This is a genomic window from Kribbella sp. VKM Ac-2566 (genome assembly GCF_004366005.1).
GTDB lineage: Bacteria > Actinomycetota > Actinomycetes > Propionibacteriales > Kribbellaceae > Kribbella > Kribbella pratensis.
Genome location: NZ_SODT01000015.1, coordinates 505,249 through 527,012, shown reverse-complemented (window position 1 = coordinate 527,012; position 21,764 = coordinate 505,249). Strand labels below are relative to the sequence as shown.

Annotated in this window: 25 protein-coding genes and 1 riboswitch; of the genes, 10 read left to right on the top strand and 15 right to left on the bottom strand. The window is 68.9% G+C overall.

The features are described 5' to 3' along the window. Nucleotides 1–6: 6 nt before the first annotated feature. A riboswitch (glycine riboswitch) is annotated at nucleotides 7–99 on the bottom strand. Continuing rightward, nucleotides 97–450: a DUF3817 domain-containing protein gene (locus EV647_RS39695; protein WP_134012425.1), complete on the bottom strand. Its 354-nt coding sequence runs from the start codon at nucleotides 448–450 to the stop codon at nucleotides 97–99. (Overlaps the previous riboswitch by 3 nt.) 97 nt (nucleotides 451–547) lie before the next feature. Here EV647_RS39695 and EV647_RS39690 point away from each other — a divergent pair, with 97 nt between their 5' ends. Beyond that, nucleotides 548–1,963 (top strand): alpha/beta fold hydrolase, encoded by a 1,416-nt coding sequence (locus EV647_RS39690; RefSeq protein WP_134012423.1) that lies wholly within the window; start codon nucleotides 548–550, stop codon nucleotides 1,961–1,963. 4 nt (nucleotides 1,964–1,967) lie between these two features. Here the strand turns inward: EV647_RS39690 and EV647_RS39685 are convergent, their stop codons facing one another. From EV647_RS39685 to EV647_RS39675, 3 genes are all read right to left on the bottom strand, one after another. Next, nucleotides 1,968–2,195 (bottom strand): hypothetical protein, encoded by a 228-nt coding sequence (locus tag EV647_RS39685; RefSeq protein WP_133785853.1) that lies wholly within the window; start codon nucleotides 2,193–2,195, stop codon nucleotides 1,968–1,970. A 180-nt stretch (nucleotides 2,196–2,375) separates the two neighbouring features. After that, the gene (locus EV647_RS39680; RefSeq protein WP_134012421.1) at nucleotides 2,376–3,806 is read right to left on the bottom strand and encodes an aminopeptidase P family protein; all 1,431 of its coding nucleotides are present in this window, start codon (nucleotides 3,804–3,806) and stop codon (nucleotides 2,376–2,378) included. A gap of 43 nt (nucleotides 3,807–3,849) precedes the next feature. Continuing rightward, complete coding sequence (locus EV647_RS39675) at nucleotides 3,850–4,611, bottom strand: GntR family transcriptional regulator (protein WP_134012419.1); 762 nt, start codon at nucleotides 4,609–4,611, stop codon at nucleotides 3,850–3,852. 91 nt (nucleotides 4,612–4,702) lie between these two features. Here EV647_RS39675 and EV647_RS39670 point away from each other — a divergent pair, with 91 nt between their 5' ends. The 3 genes from EV647_RS39670 to EV647_RS39660 are packed head-to-tail and all read left to right on the top strand — an operon-like array spanning nucleotide 4,703 to nucleotide 6,896. After that, nucleotides 4,703–5,455, top strand: coding sequence for a LamB/YcsF family protein (locus tag EV647_RS39670; RefSeq protein ID WP_134012417.1), 753 nt, complete (start codon nucleotides 4,703–4,705; stop codon nucleotides 5,453–5,455). Next, nucleotides 5,455–6,060: an allophanate hydrolase subunit 1 gene (locus EV647_RS39665; RefSeq protein WP_134012415.1), complete on the top strand. Its 606-nt coding sequence runs from the start codon at nucleotides 5,455–5,457 to the stop codon at nucleotides 6,058–6,060. Before EV647_RS39670 ends, EV647_RS39665 begins: the two co-directional genes overlap by 1 nt. After that, nucleotides 6,057–6,896, top strand: a complete 840-nt coding sequence (locus tag EV647_RS39660; RefSeq protein ID WP_134012413.1) for a biotin-dependent carboxyltransferase family protein — start codon at nucleotides 6,057–6,059, stop codon at nucleotides 6,894–6,896. Before EV647_RS39665 ends, EV647_RS39660 begins: the two co-directional genes overlap by 4 nt. On the opposite strand, the gene EV647_RS39655 is transcribed toward EV647_RS39660, so the two are convergent. Together EV647_RS39655 and EV647_RS39650 are read right to left on the bottom strand one after the other, a co-directional pair. Next, entirely contained in the window at nucleotides 6,886–7,386 is a 501-nt protein-coding gene (locus EV647_RS39655; protein WP_134012411.1) for a VOC family protein, read from the bottom strand. The two genes, EV647_RS39660 and EV647_RS39655, sit on opposite strands and share 11 nt — an antisense overlap. A 37-nt stretch (nucleotides 7,387–7,423) precedes the next feature. Then, the gene (locus EV647_RS39650; RefSeq protein WP_134012409.1) at nucleotides 7,424–8,401 is read right to left on the bottom strand and encodes a GlxA family transcriptional regulator; all 978 of its coding nucleotides are present in this window, start codon (nucleotides 8,399–8,401) and stop codon (nucleotides 7,424–7,426) included. A 70-nt stretch (nucleotides 8,402–8,471) separates the two neighbouring features. Here EV647_RS39650 and EV647_RS39645 point away from each other — a divergent pair, with 70 nt between their 5' ends. Together EV647_RS39645 and EV647_RS39640 are read left to right on the top strand one after the other, a co-directional pair. After that, on the top strand, nucleotides 8,472–9,104 hold the full coding sequence (locus EV647_RS39645; RefSeq protein WP_134012407.1) for an HD domain-containing protein: 633 nt from the start codon (nucleotides 8,472–8,474) through the stop codon (nucleotides 9,102–9,104). Nucleotides 9,105–9,153: 49 nt separating this feature from the next. Then, nucleotides 9,154–9,507 carry a UBP-type zinc finger domain-containing protein gene (locus EV647_RS39640; RefSeq protein WP_134012405.1) on the top strand — a complete coding sequence of 118 codons (354 nt, stop codon included), beginning with the start codon at nucleotides 9,154–9,156 and terminating at the stop codon, nucleotides 9,505–9,507. Between the two features lie 16 nt (nucleotides 9,508–9,523). Here the strand turns inward: EV647_RS39640 and EV647_RS39635 are convergent, their stop codons facing one another. The 5 genes from EV647_RS39635 to EV647_RS39615 all read right to left on the bottom strand — a co-directional run bounded on the left by EV647_RS39635 (nucleotide 9,524) and on the right by EV647_RS39615 (nucleotide 15,201). Further along, nucleotides 9,524–10,525, bottom strand: coding sequence for a proline racemase family protein (locus EV647_RS39635; protein ID WP_134012403.1), 1,002 nt, complete (start codon nucleotides 10,523–10,525; stop codon nucleotides 9,524–9,526). Further along, complete coding sequence (locus tag EV647_RS39630; protein ID WP_134012401.1) at nucleotides 10,522–11,424, bottom strand: dihydrodipicolinate synthase family protein; 903 nt, start codon at nucleotides 11,422–11,424, stop codon at nucleotides 10,522–10,524. Before EV647_RS39630 ends, EV647_RS39635 begins: the two co-directional genes overlap by 4 nt. Continuing rightward, complete coding sequence (locus EV647_RS39625) at nucleotides 11,421–13,328, bottom strand: 2Fe-2S iron-sulfur cluster-binding protein (protein ID WP_134012399.1); 1,908 nt, start codon at nucleotides 13,326–13,328, stop codon at nucleotides 11,421–11,423. The genes EV647_RS39630 and EV647_RS39625 overlap by 4 nt, the downstream gene beginning before the upstream one ends. Further along, nucleotides 13,325–14,485 (bottom strand): FAD-binding oxidoreductase, encoded by a 1,161-nt coding sequence (locus EV647_RS39620; RefSeq protein ID WP_134012397.1) that lies wholly within the window; start codon nucleotides 14,483–14,485, stop codon nucleotides 13,325–13,327. Before EV647_RS39620 ends, EV647_RS39625 begins: the two co-directional genes overlap by 4 nt. Before the next feature lie 110 nt (nucleotides 14,486–14,595). After that, nucleotides 14,596–15,201 (bottom strand): helix-turn-helix domain-containing protein, encoded by a 606-nt coding sequence (locus EV647_RS39615; protein WP_134012395.1) that lies wholly within the window; start codon nucleotides 15,199–15,201, stop codon nucleotides 14,596–14,598. A gap of 114 nt (nucleotides 15,202–15,315) precedes the next feature. Between EV647_RS39615 and EV647_RS39610 the strand changes: the two genes are divergently transcribed. Then, entirely contained in the window at nucleotides 15,316–16,155 is an 840-nt protein-coding gene (locus EV647_RS39610; RefSeq protein ID WP_166680544.1) for a hypothetical protein, read from the top strand. On the opposite strand, the gene EV647_RS39605 is transcribed toward EV647_RS39610, so the two are convergent. Continuing rightward, nucleotides 16,156–17,208: an SDR family oxidoreductase gene (locus EV647_RS39605; RefSeq protein ID WP_134012391.1), complete on the bottom strand. Its 1,053-nt coding sequence runs from the start codon at nucleotides 17,206–17,208 to the stop codon at nucleotides 16,156–16,158. 71 nt (nucleotides 17,209–17,279) lie between these two features. Between EV647_RS39605 and EV647_RS39600 the strand changes: the two genes are divergently transcribed. Continuing rightward, nucleotides 17,280–18,173: a LysR family transcriptional regulator gene (locus tag EV647_RS39600; protein WP_134012389.1), complete on the top strand. Its 894-nt coding sequence runs from the start codon at nucleotides 17,280–17,282 to the stop codon at nucleotides 18,171–18,173. Further along, a complete protein-coding gene (locus tag EV647_RS39595) occupies nucleotides 18,166–19,098 on the top strand; it encodes a cation diffusion facilitator family transporter (RefSeq protein WP_134012387.1) in 933 nt (310 codons plus the stop codon). Before EV647_RS39600 ends, EV647_RS39595 begins: the two co-directional genes overlap by 8 nt. On the opposite strand, the gene EV647_RS39590 is transcribed toward EV647_RS39595, so the two are convergent. Together EV647_RS39590 and EV647_RS39585 are read right to left on the bottom strand one after the other, a co-directional pair. Continuing rightward, nucleotides 19,083–19,271: a DUF3099 domain-containing protein gene (locus EV647_RS39590; protein WP_134012385.1), complete on the bottom strand. Its 189-nt coding sequence runs from the start codon at nucleotides 19,269–19,271 to the stop codon at nucleotides 19,083–19,085. The two genes, EV647_RS39595 and EV647_RS39590, sit on opposite strands and share 16 nt — an antisense overlap. A 1-nt stretch (nucleotide 19,272) precedes the next feature. Beyond that, nucleotides 19,273–19,722 carry a MarR family winged helix-turn-helix transcriptional regulator gene (locus EV647_RS39585; RefSeq protein WP_133785872.1) on the bottom strand — a complete coding sequence of 150 codons (450 nt, stop codon included), beginning with the start codon at nucleotides 19,720–19,722 and terminating at the stop codon, nucleotides 19,273–19,275. A gap of 117 nt (nucleotides 19,723–19,839) precedes the next feature. Between EV647_RS39585 and EV647_RS39580 the strand changes: the two genes are divergently transcribed. After that, complete coding sequence (locus EV647_RS39580; protein WP_134012383.1) at nucleotides 19,840–21,024, top strand: MFS transporter; 1,185 nt, start codon at nucleotides 19,840–19,842, stop codon at nucleotides 21,022–21,024. Nucleotides 21,025–21,041: 17 nt separating this feature from the next. Here EV647_RS39580 and EV647_RS39575 read toward each other — a convergent pair whose 3' ends face one another. Further along, nucleotides 21,042–21,731, bottom strand: coding sequence for a class F sortase (locus EV647_RS39575; protein ID WP_238177623.1), 690 nt, complete (start codon nucleotides 21,729–21,731; stop codon nucleotides 21,042–21,044). Nucleotides 21,732–21,764 lie beyond the last annotated feature (33 nt).

The following is a 21,764-nucleotide window of genomic DNA, read 5'->3' as shown; positions in this document are numbered from 1 at the left end:
AGGTGCCTCGCCCGCGCGGTGAAGGTGCCTGAGAGATTCTTGGGGAGAGTTGCTCCTACGGCGCCCGGTTCGTGGCCGGGGCTCTCCCGCACGGGTTCATGCGGCTGTTGAATTGACTTCTGTGGTGGACGGTACGGCGGTCTGCTGTACGGCGTCAATCCGGCCCGTGCGGACTGCCCAGATCTCGAAGAACCAGGTGAACAACGGAGGAATGCTGGCCGCCAGTGCGACCAACGTCACCGGCCAGGACCACCGCAACGGGCCGCGCACGGCCAGCACGGTGACCACGTAGGCGATGAAGATGCCGCCGTGGATCGGTCCGAAGATCTTGACCCCGATCTCGTTGTCGGACAGCACGTACTTGAACAGCATCCCGACCAGCAGTCCGGTCCACGAGATCGCCTCGGCGATCGCCACCGTCCGGAACCACGCCGCATGTTTGGTACTCATCAACGCCCGACCCTAACAAGTCCCCCAAGCCGCGCTCCGGGTCGCACGAGGGCGGCTCCCTGATGCCCTCAGCAAGCGATTGCCGAAGGATCGGCGCATGACGTTCACCCAGCGCGCCGTCACCGGCGCGGTACTGCTCGGCGTCGCGGTCGCCGGGCTGACAGCACTTCCCACAGCAGCCACTACGACCGGGGTGCAGTGGGCCGACTGCAAGCCCGAAGGCAAGGACGATCCGGCCGAGGTTCGCGGTTCGCAGTGCGCGACGCTCAGGTTGCCGGTCGACTGGCGCGACCCCGCCGGCGCCACGTTCGAGCTCGCGATCGCCCGCCGTACGGCGAAGGTGCCGAGCGAACGCGTCGGCGTCCTGGTGTTCGGTCCAGGCGGGCCCGGCGACTCGGGGGTCGACCGGATCAAGACCGGCATCGACCGGTTCAGCACCGATCTCCAGGACCGCTTCGACATCGTGAGCTTCGACCCGCGCGGTGTGGCGCGCAGCAACCCGGTGCGCTGCTCGGCGGAACTCCTCAACAAGCAGCCGTCGCCGATCATCAAGAGCGCGGCCGAGTTCACCTCCACGATCAGCTACAACCGGCAGCTCGCCACGGACTGCCGCGAGCACACCGGCCCGCTGTACGACCACATCGACACCTGGCAGACGGTGCGCGACGTCGACGCCGTACGGCGAGCGCTCGGCGAGTCCACGATCTCCTTCCACGGCAGCTCGTACGGGACGCTGCTCGGAGCGCAGTACGCCGAGACGTACCCACACCGGGTCCGCGCGATGGTGCTGGAGAGCGTGAGCGACCACAGCTCGTCCACGACACGTGACTTTCTCGACGACCAGGCGGCCGCCGGCCAGGACTCGTTCGACGAGTTCGTGAAGTGGTGCGACGCCACAACGACGTGTGCGCTGCACGGTCGCGACATCCACGCTCTTTGGGCGGATCTGCTGGCGAAGTCGCCTGACCCGTTCACGCTGAGCTTCTCCGTGTTCCGGGCGCTCTACGAACCGAAGTGGTCCGCACTGGCCGAGATGCTCAAGGCAGGCGGCACTCCCCCGAAGCCGGTGCAGACGGGAGTCGCGCCGTACCCGCTGGCGGTCTTCTGTCAGGACTGGAACCTGCCGGTCCGCAGCTACCGCGAGTACGAGGGCCATCTCCAGCGGCTCGCACGGAACAACCAGGACCTGCGCTACCCCGGTCAGCTCATGGCTGTGTCCATCTGTCTCGGCTCACCGCTCGCGAACAACCCACAGCACCTGCTGAAGGTCCGTGGGCTCAAGACGCCCGTACTGCTCGCCAACGCGATCCACGATCCGGCCACTGGCTACGCCTGGGCGCAGAGCGTGGAGCGGCAGCTCGGACGGTACGGCGTACTGCTGACGTACGAGGGCTGGGGACACGGGAGCTACTCGAAGAGCCCGTGCATGCAGAGCACGATCGACGACTACCTGATCGCGCGGGACGTACCGGAGCGCGGCAGCAGCTGTGCGGCCGTACAGCCCGCTGGCTGACGGGTCAGACCGGTACGCCGGTCACTTCGAGAACACGGTCGAGGTGATCACCTCGAACCAGCCGGCCCGCCATCAGCCGGAGCTCGGCGCAGGCGCTCTCCAGCGCCTGCGTCTGGGTCCGGCAGTTGTCGACGAACCAGAACGGGTCGTCCGGTTGCGGATCGTCGGCGTCGTCGATGTCGGCGTACCAGTGCCGGCTGCCGTAGTTCATGACTCGCACTCGTAGGTTCATGCTGACTACCCCCCGTAGCCGGGGATGCCGGGTCCCCCCTGGACCCAGTTTCGAGGCCGACTCGGCCGGGCGCGTGATCCGCGGCCCCCCACTGCCACGCGCCGGGCCGAGTCGACCCTCCCCCGCCCTGTACATCGTGGGGCGGCGACGAACGTTACTGTTCGTGACGAGTAATTTTGATTACCGGGCGCTGAGGTGCGACCGGGTCCACTGCTCGAGGCCGTCGGTGGTGATCGGGAGGTCCTCGGTGAGGATCTCCAGCCGGTCCTGGTGGACCACGACGTTGTCCTCGATCCGGATGCCGATACCGCGCAGCTCCGGCGGGACGGTCTCGTCGTTCGGGTGGAAGTAGAGCCCCGGCTCGACCGCGAGCGCCATACCGGCCTCGATGGTGCCGGCGAAGTACGCCTCCGGCCGGGACGCGTCGCAGTCGTGCACGTCGAGGCCGATGTAGTGACCGGTCCCGCAGACGATGTACCGACGGTGCTGCTGCCCGTCCGGGCCGAGCAGCTCGTCGAGCGAGACGTCGAGCACGCCCCAGTCCCGCAGCCCTTCGGCGAGCACTCGCAGCGCTTCGTACTGGAAGGCGCGGTACGGCGCTCCCACCTTGACAGCGTCCAGTGAGGCGAGCTGTGCCTTGTGCACCAGGTCGTGCACCTGCCGCTGCGCCGCGGTGTACTCACCGCTGGCCGGGAAGGTCCGGGTCACGTCGGCGGTGTAGAGCGTGCGGGTCTCGACGCCGGCGTCCAGCAGGATCACGTCGCCTTCGTTCACGGCGCCGTCGTTGCGGACCCAGTGCAGGACCGGCGCATGGTTGCCGGCTGCAACGATCGACGCATACCCGACACCGTTGCCCGCGGTCCGCGCGCGCCGGTCGAAGGTGCCCTGCAGCCAGCGCTCACCGCCGCCGCGGATCGCCTCCGGCAGCTCCCGCGCCACGTCGCCGAACGCGAGCACACTCGCCGCGACCGCCTCACGCAGCTGGTCGAGCTCCCAGTCGTCCTTGATCCGGCGCAGCTCGGCCAGCGTCTGGCGCAGCGCGTTGCCGTCCGTGGGCGACGTCCGTACCAAGGCGTCCAGCATCGGCTCGACACCGGGCACCGACAGCATGAACGGGACCGCGCCACGGACCGCGGCCGGCAGCTCCTCGATCGGGCGGCAGGCGATCTGCAGCGCGTCCGACCAGTCCTTCAGCCCGGGCACCGGACCGATCCACAGCTCGCCGTCTCGCGCGTTCGAGAAGAAGTCCGCCTCGTCCGGACCGGCCGTCTCGCGAAGGTAGAGCGTCGCGTCGCCGTCCGCCGAGATCACCAGTACGGAGCCCTCGGCCTGGCAACCGGTGAGCCAGACGAAATCGCTGTCGGCGCGGAACTGGTAGTCGGTGTCGTTCGACCGGACCGGCGCACGACCGGCGGCGAGCGCGATCCGGCGCCCCGGCAGCGCGGCGGCGAGCTTGCGCCGATGCTCCGCGGCCGCCTCCGCGAGCCCTTCCGGAACCGACACCGAGCGGTCGACCGGCCCCCAGCCACGCGAGATGAAGTCCCGGAATCCCTTGGCGTCGATCGGGCGGTAGGACTTCGGCGTCTCGTCGGTCCGGTCGTCATCGGTCATGAGCTGAGCTCCCCTTTGCAGCTGTCGTTGTCAGTTCATCAACTCAGGTTGTCGCGGGCGGGCGCAAGCCCTTATCCCGGAACGCGGCGAGGATGCCCTGTTCGGAGTCGAGCAGGTACTGGTGCAGGTCCGCCGCGGCCTGCTCGTACTTGCGGGCCTCGAGCAGTTCGAACAGTCCGCGGTTGCGCGCGATGTACGGCTCGTGCAACTCGCGCGGGGTCGCGATCACGTGGAAAAGGAGCCGCAGCTCCGCGAGCAGGCGGCCGGTCATCGCGTCCATCCGCGCGCTGTCGGCGAGCCCGATGAGGTGCTCGTGGAAGCGCATGTTCGCCGTACCGACAGCCGGCCAGCGGTCCGCGCTCGCGGCCGCCTCGGCAGCTTCGACATCGTCGTGCAACGGCTCGAGCCGGCCGGCGGGGAGCTCCGGATCACGGTCAGCCAGGCCGCGTACGACGTCCACTTCGAGGACCCGCCGGAGCCGGTACAGGTCGATCACGTCGTGCTCGTCCAGCTCCGGCACGAAGACACCACGGTGCAGTTTGTAGACGAGCAGGCCCTCGTGGGTCAGCAGCCGGAACGCCTCGCGCAGCGTGTTCCGGCTGACCTCCAGGACCTCGGTCAGCTCGACCTCGGAGAGCTGGGCGCCGGGCGGCAGCGCACCTTCGGTAATACTGCGGCGCAGGATGTCCGCGGCGCGCTCGGCCGAACTGCTCCGGTCCAGCCGCGCGACGTCGGCGGCGACGGTCCGCAACCACGCCTGCCGACCAGTGTCCGATGCCGTCCCCTCGGCCCCACCCGTACTCATGCCCGCATCATCCCAGGTGGCACGGAAAAGTGGAACAAGCCTCTTGCAGGATTGTTCAACAATCCCTACGCTCGGGGCCAGGAGGTGGCAGATGGACCTCAACGCGGACATGGGTGAAGGATTCGGCTCCTGGTCGATGGGTGACGACTCGGCGCTGCTCGACGTCGTGACGAGTGCGAACGTGGCCTGCGGCTTCCACGCCGGCGACCCGTCGATCATGCGCCAGGTGACGGCCGAGGCGGTCGAGCGCGGCGTCGCGATCGGCGCGCATGTCGGGTACGCCGACAAGGCCGGCTTCGGGCGCCGGTTCGTGGACATCGAGCCGGCCGCGCTGCGCGACGAGGTGGTGTACCAGATCGGTGCGCTGGACGCGTTCGCCAGGATCGCGGGCGATCGGGTCAGATACGTGAAGCCGCATGGGGCGCTGTACAACACGATCGGCCACCACACGGAGCAGGCCGCCGCAGTCGTCGCGGCTGTTGCGGAGTACGACAAGACCCTTCCGGTGCTGGGACCTCCTGGCTCAGAGTGGCTCCGGCTCGCTGCGGAGGCCGGTCTGACCCCAGTACATGAGGCCTTTGCTGATCGCGCATACACGCCGGCCGGCACCTTGGTGTCGCGACGCTCGTCCGGTGCGGTTCTGCACGACGCGGACGAGATCGCCTTGCGGTGTACGGCGATGGCGACCGGGGAGCCGATCCGTGACATCGAGGGTGGCTCGCTGGTGGTCGACGCGGCGTCGATCTGTGTACACGGCGACACTCCGGGAGCTGTGGAGATCGCCCGCCGGGTGCGTGCCGCGGTGGAGGGAGCGGGCGTGACGCTGCGCCCGTTCACCGGCTGATGCGTCTACTCCCGTCGGGTGATCGGGCGTTGCTGGTCGAGCTCGACGATCTCGACGAGGTGCTCGGGTACTACACCGCACTGACCGCGGATCCGCCGGCGGATGTCGTCGACGTCGTACCGGCCGCGCGCACCGTGCTGGTCACGACGTCGGGCAGTCTCGACGTACTGTCACGAACTCTGCGCGCGGTCACCCCGATCGCCGGGGCGCGGACGGCGGGGGACCTGATCGAGATCCCGGTCGTCTACGACGGCGAGGACCTGCCGGACGTGGCGGAGGTGCTCGGGTGCTCGACGGCCGAGGTTGTCGAGCGTCATACCGGGGACGAGTGGACGGTGGCGTTCTGCGGGTTCGCGCCGGGGTTCGGTTACCTGACGTCTGCCGGCTCGTGGGACATCCCGCGGCGGGAGTCGCCGCGGACGAAGGTGCCGACGGGCGCCGTCGCGCTTGCGGGAGAATTCAGCGGTGTGTATCCCCGTGAGTCGCCGGGCGGGTGGCAGTTGATCGGCCGGACGTCGGTGCGGATCTTCGACTCCTCGCGCGAACCCGCCGCGCTGTTCCACCCCGGGCGCCGGGTCCGGTTCGTCGACGCGGGTCGTGGATGAGCAGCCTGACCGTTCTCGAACCGGGGCCCTTGGCAACGATCCAGGACCGCGGACGATCCGGCCAGGCGGCGCTCGGCGTACCGGCGTCTGGAGCCTGCGACCGAGCCTCTTACTCGCTGGCCAACCGGCTCGTCGGCAACCCGGTCGGTGCAGCCGCTGTCGAGGTGACGTACGGCGGTCTGGTGCTGCATGCGGATGGGGATCTTGTTGTCGCGATCACCGGCGCGCCATGCACCGGCGTACCGCTCAACGCTCCGACCATGCTGCGCGCGGGTCAGGTACTGCGTCTTGGAGCACCGGCGAGCGGACTACGGACGTACGTCGCCGTCCGCGGCGGGATCGACGTACCCGCAGTGCTCGGCTCCCGCTCCACCGACTTGTTGTCCGGTCTCGGGCCGGCGCCGCTCGTCGCGAATCAGACGCTGCCGGTCGGGTCATCGGTCGAACCGATGCCCGGTGTGGACCTCGCTCCCGTCGCGCATCCGGCCGACGGGACCGTCGTACTGCGGGTTACGCCGGGACCGCGCCGCGATTGGTTCACCGACGCCGGGTGGGCGTCGCTCGTGTCGCAGGTTTATGAGGTGAGCAGCAACAGCAACCGCGTCGGCGTTCGGCTCGACGGGGAACCACTCGAACGCGCCCGCACTGGCGAACTCGCCAGCGAAGGCATGGCACGCGGCGCCATCCAGATCCCACCGTCCGGCACGCCGGTCGTCTTCCTCGCGGACCATCCCGTGACCGGCGGGTACCCGGTCATCGCGTACGTCGCCTCGGCGGACCTCGACGCGTGCGCCCAGGTCCGCCCCGGCCAGCCGGTGCGACTGCTCAGTTCTTGATGCGCCTGCGCATCTCGTCGGCGAAAGTGTCCTGGGCGTGGCGCATCTTGGCGGCCTCTTCGGGGTCCGCGAACAGGGCCGGGATCGTGCTCGGGTCGACGTCTTCGACGTGGGTCTGCAGCCACCAGATGTTGCCCAGCGGATCCCTCACCCGGCAACCGCGGTCGCCGGTGATCCCGGAGTACATCAGCTCGGTCACGACGGCCGCGCCGGCGTCGATTGCCCGCTGGTAGGTCCGCTCCACGTCGTCGACGTACACGCTCAGGAAGCTCGGGGTGTCCGGCCAGTCCGGTGCCGCGTCGAACGTCATCAGGACCGATTCGCCGACGGTGATCTCGGCGTGGCCGATCGTGCCGTCCTGGTTCGGGAACCGTCCACTCGTCCGGACCTCGAACGTCTGCTCCACGAAGTCGAGGAACTTGTCGGCGCCCTTCACCGCGACGTACGGCGTGATGGTCGACTTACCGCCGGGGATCTGCTGTGTTGTCATGCTTTCAGTCTGGACGAGGTAGCGGACAGGTTCTGTCCTATATGGTTTTGAACCGGCGAAGGTACTCCGTTGGCGTCGCGCCGAGGTGACGGGCGAACGCGCGGCGCAGGGTCTCGTCGCTTCCGAGCCCGCTGAGACGGGCGGCCGTGGTGATGCTGTGCCCGTCGAGCAGGAGCTGCTGCGCACGGTCCAGCCGTACGCGTTCGACCCAGCGGCCCGGCGTGATGCGGAACTCGTTCTGGAACAGGCGGGTCAGGTGACGCGGGCTGACGGCGGCCGTGGCAGCAAGCTTCGGCAGAGTGTGATCGCCGGCTGGGTCTGCGACGACTGTGTCGGTGATCGTGCGCATCAGTTCGGTCCGCGCCGGCGGGGTCGCCATCGCGGTCGAGAACTGTGACTGGCCGCCCGGTCGTTGCATGAACACCACGAGCTCGCGCGCGACAGCCCTGGCGGTGTCGGCGCCGTGGTCCGCTTCGACGAGGGCGAGTGTGAGGTCGATGCCGGCGCTGATCCCGGCCGAGGTCACGTACCGCCCGTCGGTGATGTGCAACGCGTCCGGCACGACCTCCACCTTCGGGTACTGCCGAGCCATCGCCGCCGCGTGCCGCCAGTGCGTCGTCGCTCGCCGCCCGTCCAGCAAACCGAGCGCCGCCAGGACGAACGCGCCACTACAGACCGACGCCACCCGCGGGGCGTTCGCCGCCAACGCCGCCGTCACGTTCAGCACCTCGCTCGGCACCCCATCGACCAAGTGATCGGCCCCAGCCACGACCACCGTGTCAACCGTCCCTGCCTCGTTGGGAGTGATCGTGCCCGCCAGCACCAGCCCCGACGCAGCAGTCACCTGCCCACCCGCCGCAGATACAAGCACCGTCTCGTACTGCCCGCTCCCGACCTGGTTTGCCTGGTGGAGCACCTCCACGGGCCCGGTGACGTCGAGCAGCGTCACGCCGTCGTACACGACGAACGCGACCTGGCGTGTCCGAATCTGTGGTTCATGTGGCGATAAGGACATGGCGTCAGCATAGCGATCCCGGCGAACCTGAGACCACTGATCCCACCGTTGCCGATGTGAAAGGACCACCATGACCGAGGAGATTGCCGGCATCCGGATCCCCGACAGCACACTCGCCCGCGAGGCGACCGAGCTCGTCCGCGAGGCCGCGTCACCGCTGCTCTTCGACCACTCCCGCCGCGTCTTCTTGTTCGGATCCCTCCGCGGCCAAGGACTCGCGTACGACGCTGAGTTGCTGTACGTCGGCGCGATGTTCCACGACCTCGGTCTGACCGAGCGCTACCGCCGTACCGACCAGCGCTTCGAGATCGACGGCGCCGACGAGGCCCGCCGGTTCCTGCAGCGGCACGGCATCACCGGCGACGCCGCCGACCGCGTGTGGACGGCCATCGCGCTGCACACCACCCCGGAGATCCCGCTGCACCTGCCCGCCGAGATCGCCCTCGTCACCCGCGGCGTCGAACTCGACGTACTCGGCATCGGGTACGACGCCGTCACCGAAGCGCAACGCACCGCCGTAACCGCCGCCCACCCACGGCCCGACTTCAAGAACCGCATCCTCGCGGCGTTCACCGAGGGTATCCAGGACCGCCCGGCGACGACCTTCGGCAACGTCAAGGCGGACGTGCTGGAGCACTTCGTCCCCGGCTTCCACCGCACCGATTTCGTGGACGTCATCAAGAACTCGTCCTGGCCCGAGTAGCCGGCGGGCTCCTTGTCCAAGGGCCCGGGGACGGGACAGGATGGGCGGTATGACGGAGAGTTCTGGAACGCCAGGCATCGACAGCACAGTTCCCCCGAGCGGCACCGGATGCGTTGAGTGTCTGCAGGCCGACGGCTGGTGGTTCCACCTCCGCCGGTGCGCGCAGTGCGGTCACATCGGCTGCTGCGACTCGTCACCCGCCCAGCACGCCTCCGCCCACGCGAGCGAGACGGGCCACCAGATCGTTCGCAGCTTCGAGCCCGGCGAGGACTGGTTCTGGCACTACGGCGAGTCCCAGTACTACGACGGCCCCACCCTCGCCCCACCACTCTCCCGCCCCGAATCCCAGCCCGTCCCCGGCGGCAACGTCCCCACCAACTGGCAATCCCAACTCCACCGCTGACCCGCGCGAGCTGGGCCTAGAGGACGAAGCCGGTGGGGAAGGGGTCGTCGGGGTCGAGGAGGTAGTTGGCGGTGCCGGTGATCCAGGCTCGGCCGGTGACTGTGGGGACCACGGCCGCGTGGGGGCCGACTGTGGTTTCTTCGATCAGGCGACCGGTGAAGCGGGTGCCGATGAAGGACTCGTTGACGAAGTCAGTGTCGAGGGCGAGCTCGCCGCGGGCGTGGAGCTGCGCCATCCGTGCCGACGTACCGGTGCCGCACGGCGAACGGTCGAACCAGCCGGGGTGGATCGCCATCGCGTTCCGGGAATCGGCACCGTCGAGACCGGGTGCGGTGAACTGCACGTGCTTGCAGCCGTTGATGCCGGGATCGAGCGGATGCACCGGACGGTCGGTGGCGTTGATCGCGTCCATGATGTCCAGCCCGGCCTTCAGGATGCGATCCTTCTCGGCCCGATCGAACGGGATCCCGAGCTGCTCCAGCGGCAGGATCGCGTAGAAGTTCCCGCCGTAGGCCATGTCATAGGTGACGCGGCCCAGCCCGGGCACCTCGACCGACGCGTCCAGAGCATGCGAGTACGCCGGAACGTTGCGCAACGTCACGTGCTCGGCGCGACCGTTGCTCACGGCAACGTCCACGACGACGAGGCCGGCCGGCGTGTCCAGCCGGACCTCGGTCACCGGCTCGGTCACCTCGACCATGCCGGACTCGACCAGCACGGTCGCGACCCCGATCGTGCCGTGCCCGCACATCGGCAGCAGGCCGGAGACCTCGATGTACAGCACGCCCCAGTCCGCGTCGGCCCGCGTCGGCGGCTGCAGGATCGCGCCGCTCATCGCCGCATGACCGCGCGGCTCGTTCATCAGGAACAACCGCAGATCGTCCAGGTGCTTGATGAAGTACTCGCGCCGCTCGGCCATCGTCGCACCGGGGACCACACCGACCCCGCCGGTGACGACGCGGGTCGGCATACCCTCGGTGTGCGAATCGATGGCACTGATCGTCCGGACGGACCTCATACCAGTGACTCCACTGCTTTCTTCATGTCCTGCTCCAGCTGCGCGACGTGCTCGGGAACCAGCGGTCCGCGCGGCGGCCGGCACGGTCCACCGAACCGCCCGACGTAGTCCATGCCGTACTTGATCGCCTGGACGAACTCGGTCCGCGAGTCCCACCGGAACGCGGCGACCAACGGCTCGTACAACGCGCGGGCCTCCTCCAGCTTGCCCTGCGTGGCGAGCTCGAACAACCGAACGGATTCCTTCGGGAACACGTTCGGGAAGCCGGCGAACCAGCCGGTCGCACCCATCAGCAGCGCTTCGAGGGTCAGGTCGTCGGCGCCGGCGATCACGGCCAGATCCGGCGCCAGTTCGCGGATCTCCAGGATCCGCCGTACGTCGCCGGAGAACTCCTTCACCGCGACGATGTTCTCGATCTGCGCGATCTCCGCGAGCAGGTCCGGGGTCAGGTCGACCTTCGTGTCGAGCGGGTTGTTGTAGACCATCACGGGCAGGCCGGCCTTCGCGACCTCGGTGAAGTGCGCGATCACCTCGCCGCGGTTCGCGCGGTACATGGTCGGCGGCAGGCAGAGGACACCGTCCGCGCCGTCCTCGGCCGCCTTCTCCGCCCAGGCGCGGGCCTGGTGGGAGCCGACCCCGTGAACACCGACGACCACGACACCGTCGTCACCGACAGCCTCGATCGCGGTCTTCGCGACGGCGCGGCGCTCGTCGTCGGAGAGCGACGAGTACTCACCGAGCGACCCGTTCGGCCCGACGCCACGGCAGCCGTTGTCGACCAGCCAGCGGCAGTGCTCGGCGTACTTGTCCAGGTCGGGGCGCAATCCCGCCGGCGCCGACGCGTCCTCGGCGTACGGCAGCGCGGTCGCGACGATCACGCCGTCCAGCTTCTCGCTCATTGTTCCTCCATGGTGTCCGGCATGGTGTCCGGCACGGTTTCTGGTGATTCCGCGACCTCGGCGTCCGCCAGATCCCGCAGCCTCACTGGTACGGCGATCGGTCGTTTCATGCTTGGTTCCGGTACGTCGCCCGGCGCGGCCAGCAAGGCTGCGACGGTGCGCGAACACACCCGCCCCTGGCACATCCCGAGCCCTGCGCGGCTGCTCAGCTTCATCGCCCGCCCGTCGTCGAGCCCACGCTGCTGCGCGGCGGCTTCGATCTGTCCGCGGGTCACTTCCTCACAGCGGCAGACGAGCGTGTCCGCACTGCTCCAACTCTTCCACCCGTCCCGCACGGGATAAGCCCGCCCCAACGCCACCGCAAACCGCCGCCCCCGCTCAACTGCCCGCCGAACACCGGCAACCCCATCCACTCCAGATCCAGTAGGGGCGCGATGGGGCACCGTCTCGAGGGTCTGGTCGGCTGCCGTGGTGAGGGCGTGGTGGGCTGCGGTCGTGCCGGCGAGGGTCCCTTCGGCGGTGGAGAGGGCGGCGCCGCCGATGCCGGTGAGTTCCCCGGCTGCGAAGACACCGGGGGTGCTGGTCTGCTGGTTGGCGTCGACGGCGACAGCTGGGCCGCCGTCGGGGCCGGTGGTGATCGTGCAGCCGGCGGAGACGGCGAGCTCGAGGTTCGCGGTGAAACCGAAGCCAACGCAGATGGCGTCGACGTCCACCCGGCGTTCGCTGCCACGGATCGGACGCCAATCACTGTCCAGGCGCGCGATCGTGGCTGCCTCGATGTGGTCGGAGCCGTGCGCGGCGATCACGGTCCACCCGTGGCGGAGCGGGATGCGATGACGGGCGAGCAACGCGCCGTACCCGACGGCCTCGCGGAGCTTGCTCGGGGCAACCAATGGATCACTGGACCAGCCCTTGCGGACGGTCGTCAGTGTGTTGGCTTCGAGGAGCGCGACGACATGTGCACCGACGCCGACCAACGATTCGGCGACCGGCAGCAGGAACGGGCCTGTGCCGGCGACCAGGACGCGACGGCCGACCGCGATCCGCTGCCCCTTGGCGAGCGCCTGTGCGGCACCGGCGGTGTAGACGCCCGGGAGATCCCAACCAGGAAAGGGAAGCACGCGATCGTAGGCACCGGCGGCCAGCACGACAGACCGTGCGTCGATGGCGAACGGTTGCCGCCCGCTGGCGTCGGCCGGACCGGTCTGAGCCCAGACCCGGAGGCCTTCGATTGCCCACACCGAGGTGTCCGGCAGATACGTGATCCGCGGATGGCTTGAGAGCCGGTCCCGCTGTTCGGCGAACGCCTTCCACTCATGCTGCAGCCGATCCGGCCGCCGAGCAGCAAACTCCTCCGGCAACTGCCGGTTGTACTGCCCCCCAACCGCCCGCCCGCTATCCACGACCAGCACCTGCGCCCCCGCATCCCCCGCCGCTAGCGCAGCCGCAACCCCGGCCGGCCCACCGCCAACCACAACAACCTCCGCGACCCGGCGCCCCCGCCCCGCCACGGGTCCAGCGTCCCTCGCAGCCCCCGCATCCTGCACAACGTCCGCTCCTGCATCCTCCGAGCCTGCGGTGGAGGAGGTAGTGGGGAGGACTGCGCCCGGTTGGGTTGTGATCGTGTCGTTGGGGGTGATGGTGCGTTGGCAGGCGCGGACGTCGGGGAGGCCGTTGACTGTGACGAGGCAGTCCTGGCAGGCGCCGATTCCGCAGAAGATGCCTCGGGGGCGGTCGTGCACGCGGGTGGTCCGCCAGGTGTCACGACCGTTGGCCAGCAGTACGGCGGCCACCGTCTGACCCGCCTGAGCCACGACCGGCTGCCCGTCGACCGTCACGTCCACTGCCGTCGGCGTACCGACCTCCGCCGGATCATCCGCCCGCGGGCGAAGGTATGCGCTCATGCGGCGATCACCGCCCGCCGGTCGACGCGGAACGGGGATGGGTCAACGTGCGGCGTGAGGCCCAGGAACTGTTCCGTGATGAGACGGCCGGTCGAAGGAGCCAGACCGATCCCCGCACCCTCATGTCCCGTCGCGTGCCACAGCCCCAGCACACGCGGATCCGCGCCGATCACCGGCAAGTGATCCGGTGCATACGGGCGAAACCCGCCGTACGTCCGCATCACCGGCACGTCGCCGAGGAACGGAAACAATCCGACCGCCTTCCGCGCCAACTCCCGCAGCACCCGGACGCGGACAGCCTCGTCGAACCCGATCCGCTCCCGGCTCGATCCGATCAACACCGTCCCGGCCCGCGTCGACTCGACCACGGTGGATGTCTGCAGGTCGGCGTCCCCGCTGCCGACCGCGCCGACGTAGTCCGCGTCGTACACCTTGTGACGCACACACTCCGGCAGCGGCGCCGTCACGAGGATCATGCCGCGCCGCGGCAGCACCTCGATCGGCGCACCGGCCGCCGCACTGAACGCGCCGGCCCACGGCCCGCACGCGTTGAGCACCGCACCGCAGGCGATGTCGCCGTCCGAGGTGTCCACACCGACAACGCGACCACGCGACTGCCGGATCCCGAGCGCGGTGACCCCCGATCTCACCTCGCCGCCGCGCTCGCGAACTGCTGCCAGCAACGCCGTTGCCGCCAGCACCGGCTGCACCTGCGCGTCATCCGGGTAGTGCACCCCGACCGTGACCCGTGGCGTCACCAACGGCTCGAGGTCGAAGACCTCCGCGGGCGTGATCACCCGCGCAATGACCCCGGCCGCGCGCTGCTTTGCAGCGAACGCGGTCAACGGCTCCGGGTCACCGGTCGCGACCACGACGCCGCCCTTCGCCTCCCACTCCACGTCGGCGACCCACTCGGGCAGCCGGCCGCGGACCGTCTCCCACTCGGCCCGGGACGCGACGGCGAGCTCCAGCTCCGGCCCCGGCTCCTTGTCCGACACCAGCACGTTGCCCTCGCCGGACGCCGTCGTGCCCGCGGCCGGGCCGTCGCGGTCGATCACCAGCACCCGCACGCCGGCCGCCGACAGCGCCTCCGCGCACGCGGCCCCGACCATGCCCGCGCCGACCACCACCACGTCGGGTGTCGCGGACCGGTGCATGGCGGGCCTCCTCGGCAGGCGTTCGCTAAAATGAACGATACCGAGCGTACGCGTGCTCCCGGCGGCCGGTCAATGCACGCAACCGGACCTCATCCGGACCTTTCCCGGAACTATCCCGGCAGGTGCGGCCCGCCCGCCGCCGTCGGGTACACGTCCGGCGGGTACTCGAGCAGCAGCACCGACCGCACCGGCCCCTCCACGGCCTCGTACGAGTGCGGTCCGGCCGCCCGGAACGCCAGGTAGTCACCCGGACCGAGTTCCTCGATCTGCCCGTGGGCGTTGATCCGCAGGCATCCGGACAGGACGATGTGGTGCTCGGTCCCCGGATGACCGTCGGACTGCTGGACCGCGTCCGGCCGGATCTCCTGGTTGTAGATCTCGAACAGCCCGCCCGGGTGCTCCAGCCGCCGCAGCATCCGCAGGTCGATCGCGTCGCCGGACAGTACGTCGACGTCCGCGGACCGCACCAGCACCACGTCGGAGGCCGGCGTATCGGCCAGCAGCGCCGACACCGGCACGCCGAGAGCGTTCGACAAACTGAACACTGTCTCGATCGTCGGGTTGCCCGCGCCGGACTCGAGCTGCGACAGCGTGCCCTTCGCGATCCCGGACCGCCGGGCGAGCTCGGACAGCGAGATGCCCTGTTCGTCCCGCCGCGCCCGCAGGTTCGTCCCGAGAAGTTTTCCCGCACCCATCGCCGTCACAGCCCGGAGCATGCCACATCGAGGCAGTAACTTCGGATCCGTTGCGCGCATCAACCCTCAGTGAGAGGAATGGTGACGATGATTTACCCGAAGCTTCTGCGAGGCCTCCCGGCGCTCGCTTTGCCCTTGTCCCTCCTAGTGACTCCGGGCCCTGCGACGGCCGCGCCGACGGCGACCGCCTGCACGATGGACCTCGGCTCCGTGACCAGCCAAGGCGTCGTCCAGTACCGCACCGTGACCGCCACCCAGCCCCTGTCCGTTTCCGCGGTCCAGCGGCAGGTCAAGGTCTTCAGCCCCGGCGAGGCCCGCCTGAGCACGATCTGGAACTGGAGCAGCAACCTGCCGTCGCTGGAGTCCGGCATCGTGGTCAAGAACACAGGTGTCATCGGACAGGCGTCGTACAACTCCAACACCGCCGAGCCGGCGGACCCGACGTTCACCCAGATCAGCGCCGGCTGGGGCGGGTACTCGGCCATCGGGCTCTCCGTCGACGATGACCGTCGTACGGCGCGGAACCAGTTCTACGGGCTCAGCAACGGGACGGTGCGCCGCTGGGTCATCAACTCGTTCGGGTGGACCCCAACCGGGCAGACCGGTGGCTTCAGCGCCGTCAAGACGTGGGCGTTGCTCGGCCAGTCCACGACGTACGACACGTTCCTGGCCACGACCCGTGGGGGCGCGCTGTACACGATCCGGCTGCCACTGACCAGGACGATGACGCCGGTCGTCAAGCAGGTCCGGTCGCGGACCTGGCAGGCGTTCGATTACCTGATCGCCCAGCGATGCGGGCAGGTGAGCACTCTCCTGACAGCGATCGACAAGGACACGGGCACTGCCTATCTGTACGCCATGAGCCACGCGAACGGCCCGTCGACGGTCATCAAACTGCTGGGCAAGCTCCCCGGCACCTACACGGACCCGATCTACTTCCTCCGCACCCACGGCACCTATCTGCGCGGCGAGTGATCACGGGATGATGCGGCGGCTGCGGAGGTCGGCGAAGATTCCGTAGAACATCTGCTCGGTGTCGACGTACTCGTGGAAGCCGGCCCGGCGTGATTTCGAGGCGTCGGCGAAGAAGTCGTAGTCCCACCCGAACACGAAGTCGGCGAACGGCCAGGACGACACCTCGGCGAACGACGTCGAGGTCAGGCCGTGCGCCACTTGCAACTGCTTCCAGACCGGCTCCTTGTCCGCCATCACGTCCTGCAGTGACAGCTGCAGCGGCGGCGCGACCTCCAGCCCGAACCACGCGCCGAGCTTGGGCCACAACTCGCTCCAGCGGAACAGGTCGCCGTTCGTGATGTTGAACGCCTGGTTCGCCGCAGCCGGCGCGGTCGCCGCCCAGACCGTTGCCTTCGCCAACAATCCGGCGTCGGTCAGTTCGAGCAACGAGTGGTACGCACCGGGCTTGCCGGGGAAGCGCAGCGGTACGCCGAGTTCCTTCGACATCGACGCGTACACGGCGATCGCGACCGCGAGGTTCATCGGGTTGCCGAGCGCGGACCCGCCTACCACGGACGGCCGCAGCGCCGACCACGTCCACGTCTTACCCTGCTGACGTTCCTCCAGGAAGCGCTGCTGATCGACGTTGAACTCCGGCGGCAGATGCGGCGGATCGTCCTCCCGGGCGGGTGTCTTGAACGGCCCGAGATGCGCGCCGTACACCTTGTAGCCCTGCATCAGGCTGACATGCCGCAGTCCGCGGGCGACTGGTTCGATCGCGTCGACGACGTTGACCAGCATCGCGAGGTTCGGCGCGACGAGCTCCGCCCAGGTCGGCCGGTCCTGGTAGGCGACGTAGAAGACGTGCGTCACGTCGGTCAGCCCGGACAGCTTGTCCCGGGTGTCGTCCGGGTCCAGCAGATCGACGGCGACCTGCCGAACCCGCCCAGGGATGTCCGTACCGCCGCGACGCGACAGCCCGATCACCCGCCAGTCGTGCAGCGACGCCAGATGCTCGACCAGATTTGTCCCGATGACGCCTCGGGAACCAACGACCAACGCAACGTTCTCCATGCCCAACAGCCTCGCTGACCTGCGGAGATAAAACCAAGGCATAGTTTTCACCGAAGCCATAAGCTGAGGACATGGCAACGCTCAGGCAGCTCGAGTACCTCGTCACCGTGGTCGACCAGGGCTCGTTCACGAAGGCCGCCGAGCTCCTGCACGTCACCCAGCCCGCGCTCTCCCACCAGATCCGCACCCTCGAGCGTTCGGCCGGCGGACCGCTGCTCGAGCGGCTCCCCCGCGCCGTCCGCCTCACGCCGACCGGTCGCGCGATGGTTCCGCACGCGCGCGCCGCCCTGGCCGACGCGGAACGGGCTCGCTGCGCCGCCCGGCAAGCCGCCGGACTCGAGGTCGGCGAGCTGCAGATCGCGACGCTCTACTCGATCACCTTGGGCGTGCTGCCTGCCGCGCTCCGCGAGTGGCGACGGACTTGCCCGAACGTCGGCATCCGCCTCTTCGAGCACCGGCACACCGACGAGCTCGTCGACGCGATGAACGCCGGCGAAGCAGACCTCGCCGTCGGCCCGGAGCCGCCGCACTGGCCCGGCGTCACGCGTGTGCTGGGCACCGAGGAACTCGTCGTTGTGGTCGCCGCTGACGATCCCGCCGCGGCCGGGGACAACGTCAAACTGCAGGACCTGGCGGACCGCTCCTGGGTCCACTACGCACCAGGTCACGGCCTCGCCGACGTCCTCGACAACGCTTGTGCACAAGCAGGATTCGAGCCGCGCATCGCCGTACGGACGGAACAGACTGCCGCCGCGCCCGCGCTGGCCGCGGCAGGTCTCGGCCCCGCCTTGGTCCCCGACAACATTCTGCCGAAGGACTTCGACGGCCACATCCTGCACCCGGAACCAGCAGTACGCCGGACGCTCACGGCGTACACGCGCGGCGAACCGGATCCGCTGGCCGCCACCTTCATCGACGTACTGTTTCGATCCGCAGGCATCCGGGCACGCGAAGGTGATGCCTGACGAAGAGTCGGACGCCACAGTCCTCCTGGCCGGTACGGCGAATCTCGCGATCGCGATCGCGAAGATCGTCGCCGGACTGCTCTCCGGCTCGACCGCGCTGCTGGCCGAGGCGGCGCACTCCGTCGCCGACACGCTGAATCAGGCGTTCCTGCTGACCGCGCTGCATCGCAGCCGCAAGCCGGCCGATACACGGCATCCCTTCGGCTACGGGATGGAGCGCTACTTCTGGTCGCTGCTCGCCGCGGTCGGCATCCTCGTGCTCGGCGCCGGCTTCTCGATCACGGAAGGGCTGCGCTCGATCCTCTCCCCCGAGCCGATCGCGGCCCTCGCCGTGATCTACCCGGTGCTCGGAGTCTCGTTCCTGTTCGAAGGCGCCTCCTGGCTGCGCGCGATGCTCCAGCTCCGCCGCGAGGCCCGGGAGGCCGGCGTACCGTTCCTGCAGCAGTTCCGCGGCGCCGAACCTGCCGTCAAGACCGTGGCGCTCGAGGACTCCGCCGCACTGATCGGCCTGCTGATCGCCGCGATCGGGGTGACCATGGCAGTCGTCACCGGCGAGCACCTCTGGGACGGCGCCGCGTCGATCGCGATCGGCCTGCTGCTGATCGTTGTCGCAGTCGTCCTCGGCCGCGACAACAAGGCGATGCTGATCGGGCGCGCCCTACCGCCCGACGTACAGCGCGAGATCCGCGCGATCATCGCCGGCGAGCCTGGGATCGACGAGGTACCCGACCTGCTCAGCCTGCGGCTCGCACCGGAGCAGGTCCTGGTGGTCGCGACCGTCGACCTGGATGATTCCGAGACCACCGGTGCCGCCGTCGAGCAGCTTGCCGAACGGATCGACAAGAAGGTGCGCGAGGCGTTCCCGATGGTGCGGCACCTCTATCTCGACCCGACCCCCGCGGACGTGCGTCAACGTTTGTCGTGACCCCAGTTCGCGACGATGACGGCGATCGGAGGGAGTACGGCGGCGACCGCGCTCATCCCGACCGCTGCCGGGATCGAGAACAGGCGCACGACGAACCATGCCATGCCGATGAGGGCGAGGCAGCTGCCCATCAGCCAGTAGTAGAGCTTGCGATTGTCGTACCGGCGGGCCATGTCACACCGTCAGCGGGAGCTTCCCCAGCGCGGTGACCAGCGGGGACAGCTCAGGTAGCTCAGCGGCACGCTCCAACGCAGACGTCAGTACGGCGTCGTGGGTCGGCTGCGCCTGGTCGAGCAGGTCGCGGCCTGCCTCTGTGACCTCTGTGTAGATGCCACGCCGGTCCGTCGGGCACAGGTACCGCTGCAGCAGCTTGCGGTCCTCCAACCGGTTCACCAGACGGGTAGTGGCGGACTGGCTGAGCACCACCGCGTTCGACAGCTGGTTCATCCGCAGGTGGTAGTCGTCCTGCCGGGCCAGCACGTCAAGGACGCTGTACTCACTCACGGACAGCCCGTGCTGCTTCTGCAGCGCTCGCTCCAGCTCGTCCTCGATCCGGGCGTGCAGCGCCGCCAGAGTTCGCCACCCCTGAGCCCGCGCCTCCGCGGCGTCATCCGGTAGTCCCACGACACCTCCACTTGAACATCACGCTTGTATGCGCAATCATGGCGCTTGTGCAATAGTCCGCGTGTGCAACTATCGCGCACGCCGGTAATAGTCTTCAGCTTACATCGAAGGAGCGTTATGCCAGCGGCTCTGCTCGCACTCGCGATCGGTGCGTTCGGGATCGGCACCACCGAGTTCGTCATCATGGGACTGCTGCCCGAGGTCGCCACCGACTTCGGTGTCAGCATCCCGTCCGCGGGACTGCTCATCTCCGGCTACGCGCTGGGCGTCGTGGTCGGTGCCCCGCTGCTCACCGCGATCGGCTCCAAGGTCTCCCGCAAGACGGTGCTGATCGCGCTGATGGGCGTCTTCATCGCCGGCAACCTGGTCTCCGCGGTCGCTCCGTCGTACGGCGTTCTGATGACCGGACGGATCGTGGCGGCGCTGTCCCACGGCGCGTTCTTCGGCGTCGGGTCCGTGGTCGCGGCCTCGCTGGTCCCGAAGGCGAAGCAGGCGAGTGCGATCGCGTTGATGTTCACCGGGCTGACGGTCGCCAACGTGCTCGGCGTACCGGGTGGGACCGCGCTCGGTCAGCAGTTCGGCTGGCGGTCGACGTTCTGGGCGGTGACTGCGCTTGGTGTGATCGGACTGCTCGGCATCGTGTTCCTGGTGCCGCGGCAGGACACGGCGGAAGGTCCTGGACTGCGGAGCGAACTGGCGGTGTTCAAGAGCCTGCAGGTGTGGCTGGCGTTGGCGATGACCGCACTGGGCTTCGCTGGGGTGTTCGCGTCGTTCACCTACATCGCACCGATGATGACCGAGGTCGCGGGCTTCTCCGCTGGTGCGGTGACCTGGCTGCTCGTGCTGTTCGGCGGTGGGCTCGTAGTGGGCAACCTGCTGGGCGGTAGAGCAGCGGACCGCTCGCTGATGCCGAGTCTGTACGTGATCCTCGCGCTACTGGCCGCCGTACTGGTCGTCTTCGTCTTCACGGCGCACGCCAAGGTCGGCTCTGCCGTGACGATCGCGCTCTTCGGTGCTGCTGGGTTCGCCACGGTCGCTCCGCTACAGAAGCGGGTGATGGACAAGGCGAAGGGCGCTCCGGCGCTGGCGTCCGCGGCCAACATCGCCGCGTTCAACCTGGGCAACGCTGCCGGCGCATACCTCGGTGGACTCACCATCGAGCACGGCCTCGGCTACACCGCCCCCAACTGGGTCGGCGCTGCACTGGCTGTTGCCGGTCTGCTCGTCGCCCTCGCCTCCGGACTACTGGACCGCCGCCACAGCAGCCAGGCCCCCGCACTAGTACTTGAAGGAAGCCACTGATCCGGGATCCCGTTTCGCTACGTTGTGGGGACTGCGATCACTACGGCGTTGCTGAGGTAGCCCGTGCCGTCCCAGTCCTCGCAGGTGACGAGTACGAGTCGCCCGGGGACACCCTGGCTGAAGAGCTGCTGGGCCCGCTTGGCCAGGGTCTTCTTGCGATAGATGGCCACCGACGTTACGACGTACTTGATCGTCCCGTGCCGAGTCGTCACGGAGACCTTGTCGCCCGCGCCCAGCCGGTCCAGATCGTCGAACGCTCCTCCACCGGTGTGCACTGTGTGACCGGTGATGACCGCGGATCCTGTGGTCGCCCCAGGCCGGGCGCCGTCGGACCACCAGCCAACCAACCGCGGGTTCGACGGCGGGATGAGCGAACCACCACGGGCGCGGATCGCCAGCACGCGCGCGGACACTCCGAGGCTGGGCACCGACAGCGAGATCGGGTCCCCCGGCCGGACCGGGGCCGTGCTCAGGACCTCCGCCGGAGGTGTTTCCTGCGGCGTGGTCGGTTGTGTGGTCGGTTCTGTGGCCTGCTGCGAGGTGGTACCGGACGACGTCCGGCCCGGTACGACGGATGTCGTGCCGGGCCGCTGCGTCGGGCCGGCAGTGGTTTGCTGCCGACCCTCGTCAGAGTTGTTCATCCTGAGCTGGACGTAACCGCCGACCAGGAGGAGTACGACGCCGACCGCCAGGGCCGAGATCGTCAACCACGACGACCTGGCACGACCCTGGCGACGGCG